Consider the following 6,061-nt stretch of genomic DNA (forward strand, 5'->3'; position numbering starts at 1 on the left):
CTGTAATGTACAGCAGCTATCAGAACTATTCGCGCCTTCCTACCCATATTCCTGCAATATCTGACACGCCTTGTAATAAATTTTTGCGAAAATGAAAGCATTTTCATAAAACGAAATGTTTTAGTATTCTTCAAATAATATTACCTTTCTCTTCTAATATATGCTCGGAGGCAACCACATGCAAAGGCCATTTCCCGTAAATACGCTGCCCGAATATCGGACAACCGGCATGTGGCACCACATGAGCAACCTTATAACCAGAAGAATACAATAGATTACAAGCTCGCGATATGCGACAATACAGGTATCAAAACACGTTTGGCCAGGTTGCACTCTAAGGAGGAATACTCATGGACACAAAAAGTTCTTTGATCATTGCGAAAACAGAAAAGTACGGAGCCCATAATTACCACCCGCTGCCTATTGTCATTTCCAAAGCGGAAGGCGTATGGGTCGAAGATCCAGCAGGCAACCGCTTTATGGATATGCTTAGCGCTTATTCGGCTCTGAATCAGGGCCATCGTCATCCCCATATCCTGAAAGCGCTCCATGAACAAGCTGAGAAGGTCACCTTGACTTCAAGAGCTTTTCATAGCGAGACACTCGGGGTTTTTTATGAAAAATTAGCGAACTACACAAATAAGCCGATGATTCTGCCAATGAACACGGGGGCGGAAGCCGTCGAAACAGCAGTAAAAGCGATCCGCCGCTGGGGCTACGATGTCAAAGGAATCCCCGATGATCAAGCGGAGATTATCGTCTGCGAAGGGAATTTCCACGGGCGCACGGTGACGGTCACTTCCTTCTCGTCATCGCCGGAATATAAGCGCGGCTTCGGGCCCTTCACGCCGGGCTTCCGCATCATCCCTTATGGGGATGTGGAGGCGCTCCGCGCGGCTATTGGGCCGCATACAGCCGGGTTCTTGTTCGAGCCGATTCAAGGCGAGGCCGGCATTGTTATCCCGCGGGATGGCTATCTGCGGGAATGTTATGAGCTATGCCAAGCGAATCGCGTGCTTTTCGTGGCGGACGAAATCCAGACAGGATTCGGCCGTACGGGCCGCCGCTTCGCCACGGACTGGGAAGGCGTCACGCCGGACCTGTACATCATGGGCAAAGCGCTCGGCGGCGGTGTTTTTCCGATCTCGGCGGTGGCCGGAGATCGTGAGGTCCTTGAGGTGTTCGAGCCCGGGTCCCACGGCTCCACCTTCGGGGGGAACCCGCTCGGCTGCGCCGTCGCTGTCGCGGCGCTGGAAGTGATCGAAGACGAGCGGCTCGCAGAGCGCTCGGATGAGCTTGGGGCTTATTTCCTGAAGCGGCTTCAGGAAATTCAGTCCCCGCTGATCGCGGAGATTCGCGGACGCGGGCTGTTCATTGGTATTGACCTTAAGGTTCCGGCCCGCCCCTTCTGCGAACAGCTGAAGGAGAAGGGACTATTGTGCAAGGAGACACACGAGCACATTATTCGCCTTGCTCCTCCGCTAACGATCACGCAGGAGGAGCTGGATTGGGCTTGGCAGCACGTACGCGATGTGCTGATTGGGGCTTAAGCTGGTTTACATCTGATGGAGATCAAACAAACCCAGCATATGGGAACTACAGGGCGCTATTTGAGCGAAATCGGTCATTTCCTGTTTGAGACGGAACTACACGCCCTTATCTGCCCCAAATTGGTCACTTTCCACCCCAAGCTGGTGAAATAACGGACCACAGTTCCGCCTTATTCACCAAACAGCTGCATCGCAGACAAATAGCGGCCAGGAGTTCCGCTCCATACAAAAGGGTATTCCAACAAGGACCTACAAGCCTTGTTGGAACACCCTTTTTATATACTACGATCGCGAGTCCAAACCAGCCTGATACTGCCTCTAATCTCCTGCAAATCAAGTGTACCATTTGCTGTTTGGAACACGGCAACGTTCTGCCCCGACTTCATCTGGAGCTGCCAGAAGCCTTCCTCCAAATCGGTCAAAAACACCTTAAGCGCCTCCCCAGACTGAACCATTTACTCAGCTGAGCAGTTTCTCAATATCGCTTTTATCATCCATCATGAGCTTGATCATGATATCCCCGAATATCGGTTTCACTCATTCATTTGTTTTAACGCCGAATACTCCTGCTATTGTGTGCATCTAATCCACTTTTGCTCAAATAGCTGGAATTTCTCCTGTTAATCTTTAAAAATCCGTCCATATTTAGGTAATTATAGAAGATTTAACAGGAGTTTCTCCTTCTATTCCATCTCCAGGACCGAAGCAGCGCAGATTAACGGTAGATTTTCCAGCTATTGCAGCTGAACCGCCATGCAAATGTAAAAAAGCCCCAACTCTCCCTAAGAGAAAGTCGGAGCTTTTGCTATTCTTTAACAAACACGAGCGTCCCAAAACGCTGCGGAATATGAAAATTGACAGCACCGGTCGGAGACCATGCCCAGTAATGCCGTTGTCCTTCGGTATCGTCATCTATCCGATACACATTCCAGCCCCACTCGGCACCATGCCGCGGGACTTGTGCTTGTTCCTGCCCATCCACTAAATCAGCAAATGGAATTTGCAGTTCATAGTGCTTCCACCCTTCTGCCCCATGGGAGACAGACGTGCGCAGACCTTTAGCATCCCAGGCTACATCCACTATTTTATTCCCATCGAGGTTGTTGTGAATTAGAGCATCGAATTCAACGCCCCGCGGGCTAAGTTCGAATTCGTAGTAGACTTTGCCCGTACCCATGGGATCAAGAAACACTTCCACGACATCCTCCTCGTAGATAGGATCATCACGCCGGTCCATCATCGCCACGACATGATCGTCCTCGCAGTCAAACCGGACATGCAATGCTTCTGCAGTCCAGCATGCACGGAAACGAGTTTCCAAACGAGAGTTGGCTCCAGTCACGACATCGCATAGCATCTCCGGGTTTATTTCATCCCAAGGAATACTTGCATTTTCTACAGCTATGTATTGGCATTCGTATCTCATTCCAGTTCGATTCTCCTCTTTGCAATTAATCTTTGTAAACCATATTAATATCTTATTACATGGATGCCAATAGGGAAAAGGATGTGGAATGTCTATAAAACAATAAAACCGCCTATCGGCGGTGGTAAACTCTCATTGCAAATATATAAGCCAGGATCATAATTCCCACGCACCAAGCAAGCGCAATCCATATTTCATTGCCCACTGACTGACCTGACAGCAATGCTCGGATGGCTTCAACAATTGAGGTCACCGGTTGGTTTTCGGCAAAGACACGAACGATAGTTGGCATTGACTCGGTTGGCACAAATGCCGAGCTGATAAATGGCAGGAAAATAATCGGGTAGGAAAAAGCGCTCGCTCCGTCAACCGTTTTTGCGGACAGTCCAGCTATTGCTGCGACCCAGGTTAAAGCCAGGGTAAACAGTGCAAGTATGCCAGCTACGGCAAGCCATGGCAGTACTCCAGCAGATGATCGAAAACCCATAATCAACGATACGAGGATGATGACGACAACTGATATTGCGTTGGATACCAGCGAGGTTATGACATGCCCCCACAGTAAGGTGGAACGCGCAATCGGCATCGTGTGGAACCGTTCGAATATTCCACGTTGCACATCGATAAACAGGCGATAAGCAGTGTAGGACACACCGCTAGCAATAGCGATCAGTAGGATACCCGGCAGCAGGTAATTTACATAGTTATCCGTTCCAGTTTGAATCGCACCACCTAGCACGTAGACGAACAGCAGCATCATCGCGATCGGCATAATGGTGACCGTAACGATGGTGTCCATGCTGCGGAAAATATGGCGCATAGAGCGGCCAAGCATGACGCTAACATCGCTGAAGAAATGATTTTTTACCGTTTCCATTTATTTCTCCTCCTTTTTGCTAACGATGGATAGGAATATATCCTCTAATGTCGGCTGCTTCTCAACATATTCCACCTTTGCGGATGGAAACAGCTTTTTCAAATCAGAGAGCGTGCCGCTAGCAATAATTTTGCCCTCGTGCAGAATGGCAATCTTGTCAGCAAGCTGCTCGGCTTCCTCCAGATACTGCGTCGTGAGAAGCACCGTCGTTCCTCCGTCGGCAAGTTCCTTGACGACCTTCCACACCTCGATACGTGCCTCGGGATCGAGTCCAGTGGTAGGCTCATCAAGGAATATGACTTGGGGCTTGCCTACAAGACTTAATGCGATATCGAGCCTGCGGCGCATACCACCGGAATAAGTAGCCACCCTGCGGTCTGCTGCTTCTGTCAATCCGAAGCGTTTAAGCAAGTCATCCGCAACCTGGCGCGGATCCTTGAGGTATCGCAGCTTCGCAATCATGATGAGATTTTCTCGTCCGGTCAAAATTTCGTCCACCGCGGCAAATTGTCCAGTCAGACTAATCATCTGCCGTACATGATCAGGTTTCGACGCGACGTCGAATCCATTGATGGCGGCAGCTCCATCGTCTGCTTTGAGCAGTGTAGTGAGGATTTTGACAACCGTTGTCTTGCCTGCCCCGTTGGAGCCAAGCAGGGCGAAAATACTCCCCTTTTCCACCTCGAAATCTACACCCTTCAACACTTGATGCCCCTTGTAGGACTTTTTCAGTCCTTTTACTTGAATGGGTTTGGTAGCCATGGTTTGCATCAGATTCCCTCCCTTAGATTAAATGACTGTAACTTTTGACAAATTAGCTTCCATGCCTTTAAGCGCCGCAAAAGTCAGTTTATCCATCGTCGCGCCGTCAAAGCAGATGCTTTTGATAGCCTTGTAGTATTTCTTAGACAAAGTAAATCCCGACAGGAAAGACACATTTCTAAGTGTTGCGTTCCTGAATGAAACTTCGTTTAAGGCCGCTTTGTCAAACTTAACGCCGATAAACGTCTGTCCGTCAAAACGCTGCCCAGTCAAATCCGTGTACTTGAAGTCAACTCCTTCAAATGAACAACCTTCAAAATTCGTTTTTCTAAGATCGGTCATCGTTAATGTCACGTCGGTCAGTCTTGCTCCTGTGAATTTGACACCATCAAGCCCCGACTTGCTGAAATTGGTTCGGACAAGGATCGTGTTTACGAAGCTTGCATTGGTCAGGTCAAGAGTGGATAGGCTGCAGTCCGTCAAATTCGCACGGTCAAAATTGGCTTCTCTTACATCGCTGCTTTTAAATGAGCTGCCTGTCAAATCTGCGCCTGCGAAGTCGGAACCGCGTAACGCGCTGCCAATAAACTGCCCTTTATGGGCTGTAACGCCTGCAAAGTCGCTTTGGGCCAGGTTGCTTGCGCTAAAGTTAATCAACACCTGCCGTTCCAACGAGCGAGAGAGGTTGGCGACCTCCAAGATCGTTTGCTCGATGTCTCCGATGCTTTCAATCGTCATTTTTAATGCTGTTTCATCGTCTTTGCCCTCGGCTTTGAGCTCTGCGTAGCGCTCCTGCAAATCGGAGTGCAGGTCGGCCTTCAATTCACCAACACTTTTCACCCCGTCGTATGGCGTGAATACACCGTTCAAATAGTTCGTCAATTTCGGATTCATAGTATCAATCTCCTTATAATAAATTCTCTAGCACTCGCTTCGCATACTCCCAATTCCTTTTGTTGCGGGCGTAAGTATCCTTGCCCTTCTCCGTAATCCTAAAGTACTTACGACGTCCTCCCTGAGTCTCATCGCCCCAATACCACGTGATATCCAAGTCTGCCTCGAGCCGCCGGAAGCTGGAGTACATCGTCGCTTCCTTTAATTCGTATTCGCCACCTGAGCGCTCGGCAATCAGCTTGACAACCTCATAGCCATAGCGATCAGCTTCAGACAAGAGCCGTAAAATCATCGTATCGGTATGTCCGCGTAACAGGTCGGATGTGATTTTGTTCTCACTCATGTCATCACCTCCATAACTGCATGATAAAGCATACTACTATGTCTGTCAATGTACTATTTCAAATTAATTACTTTGCCTAAAATAATTTATCCGGACATAAAAAAAGCGTCAGCGATCAAATCGCCGACACTCTATATGTGTTCCTGCTATGAGATATAACGATTGTCTTTTAACCCTTCCTACCTATGCGGCATTGCCCTGATCCCCGA

At 48.8% G+C, this 6,061-nt stretch carries 7 protein-coding genes; 1 reads left to right on the top strand and 6 read right to left on the bottom strand.

The genetic code is table 11. The features are described 5' to 3' along the window. The first annotated feature begins 350 nt into the window (after positions 1-350). Positions 351-1,550, top strand: a complete 1,200-nt coding sequence (locus tag AC1DUA_RS19620; RefSeq protein WP_477501373.1) for an ornithine--oxo-acid transaminase — start codon at positions 351-353, stop codon at positions 1,548-1,550. Positions 1,551-1,825: 275 nt separating this feature from the next. Here the strand turns inward: AC1DUA_RS19620 and AC1DUA_RS19625 are convergent, their stop codons facing one another. The 6 genes from AC1DUA_RS19625 to AC1DUA_RS19650 form a co-directional block, all read right to left on the bottom strand. After that, on the bottom strand, positions 1,826-1,978 hold the full coding sequence (locus AC1DUA_RS19625; protein ID WP_477501374.1) for a hypothetical protein: 153 nt from the start codon (positions 1,976-1,978) through the stop codon (positions 1,826-1,828). Positions 1,979-2,355: 377 nt separating this feature from the next. After that, positions 2,356-2,976: a carbohydrate-binding family 9-like protein gene (locus AC1DUA_RS19630; protein WP_477501375.1), complete on the bottom strand. Its 621-nt coding sequence runs from the start codon at positions 2,974-2,976 to the stop codon at positions 2,356-2,358. Between the two features lie 112 nt (positions 2,977-3,088). Then, positions 3,089-3,853 carry an ABC transporter permease gene (locus AC1DUA_RS19635; protein WP_477501376.1) on the bottom strand — a complete coding sequence of 255 codons (765 nt, stop codon included), beginning with the start codon at positions 3,851-3,853 and terminating at the stop codon, positions 3,089-3,091. Further along, positions 3,854-4,624 carry an ABC transporter ATP-binding protein gene (locus AC1DUA_RS19640; protein WP_477501377.1) on the bottom strand — a complete coding sequence of 257 codons (771 nt, stop codon included), beginning with the start codon at positions 4,622-4,624 and terminating at the stop codon, positions 3,854-3,856. It lies immediately after the preceding gene. 18 nt (positions 4,625-4,642) lie between these two features. Then, positions 4,643-5,509, bottom strand: a complete 867-nt coding sequence (locus tag AC1DUA_RS19645) for a pentapeptide repeat-containing protein (RefSeq protein ID WP_477501378.1) — start codon at positions 5,507-5,509, stop codon at positions 4,643-4,645. 13 nt (positions 5,510-5,522) lie between these two features. Continuing rightward, positions 5,523-5,852: a PadR family transcriptional regulator gene (locus tag AC1DUA_RS19650; protein ID WP_477501379.1), complete on the bottom strand. Its 330-nt coding sequence runs from the start codon at positions 5,850-5,852 to the stop codon at positions 5,523-5,525. Positions 5,853-6,061: the final 209 nt, after the last annotated feature.

Source organism: Paenibacillus sp. 01T422 (assembly GCF_056398785.1).